Source organism: Streptosporangium sp. G11, assembly GCF_051192615.1.
Classification (GTDB): domain Bacteria; phylum Actinomycetota; class Actinomycetes; order Streptosporangiales; family Streptosporangiaceae; genus Streptosporangium.
Genome location: NZ_JBPJUQ010000323.1, coordinates 1 through 910 on the forward strand (window position 1 = coordinate 1; position 910 = coordinate 910).

A 910-nucleotide genomic window follows, 5' to 3' on the forward strand; every position below is an offset into this window, starting at 1 on the left:
TAGTTCGTGTTGGTCCATGGCTATCTCGGGGTGCTGTGTCAGCGTGACACCGGTGTGACGTAAAGGATCTTGCGGGGCTGGTCTTCCCTCAACTGGCCGGCCTGGTCATCGGCAGCGTTCAGCCCGGGACCGGGACGATCGTGGTACATGTCGCCTCCACGGGCGCGCCGGTGGCGTGTCCCGGCTGCGGGGCAGCCGGGCGGGTGCACGGCTATGTGGATCGGCAGCTGGCTGACCTTCCGATTGGTGGGCAGCGAGTGCTGGTGCGGCTGCGGTTTCGGCGGTTGAGGTGTGCGCGGGTCGAGTGCGAGCGGCAGACGTTCCGGGAGCCGTTGCCCGGGCTGGCCGAGCCGTATCAACGCCGCACGATCGCCTTGACCACGCAGGTGGGGGCGGTGGTGCGGGAGTTGGCAGGGCGGGCAGCGTCTCGGCTACTGGCGGTGCTGGGAGTCGGGCTATCGCGGCAGAGCGCGATCCGGTCGTTGCTGCGTTTGCCTCTGCCGGTTCATCCGGCGCCGGAGGTGATCGGGGTGGACGACTTCGCGCTCCGCAAACGGCACCGCTACGCCACGGTGATCATCGACGCGATCACGCGGGAGCGGATCGACGTGCTCGCCGACCGTCAGGCCGACACCTTGGAGGCGTGGCTACGTGCCCATCCCGGCGTGCGAGTGGTGTGCCGCGACAGCAGTGGCGCCTACGCTGAGGCAATCCGTCGTGCCCTGCCTGAAGCGGTGCAGGTCGGTGATCGCTGGCATATCTGGCACAACCTGGCCGAAGCCGTGGTGAAGGAGGTCGCCGCGCACTCGGTCTGCTGGGGCAAGACCGGCCCGCCGCCGAAACAGGGGGTGCGGGCCACCACCACGCGCGAGCGCTGGCAGCAGGTCCATGCCCTGCTCAACCAGGGTGT

At 68.9% G+C, this 910-nt stretch carries 1 protein-coding gene; it reads left to right on the forward strand.

The genetic code is table 11. The annotated features are described in order from the left end of the window. Positions 1-77 precede the first annotated feature (77 nt). A partial coding sequence (locus ACSDR0_RS50825) for an ISL3 family transposase (protein ID WP_435296171.1) occupies positions 78-910 on the forward strand: 833 nt, incomplete at its 3' end.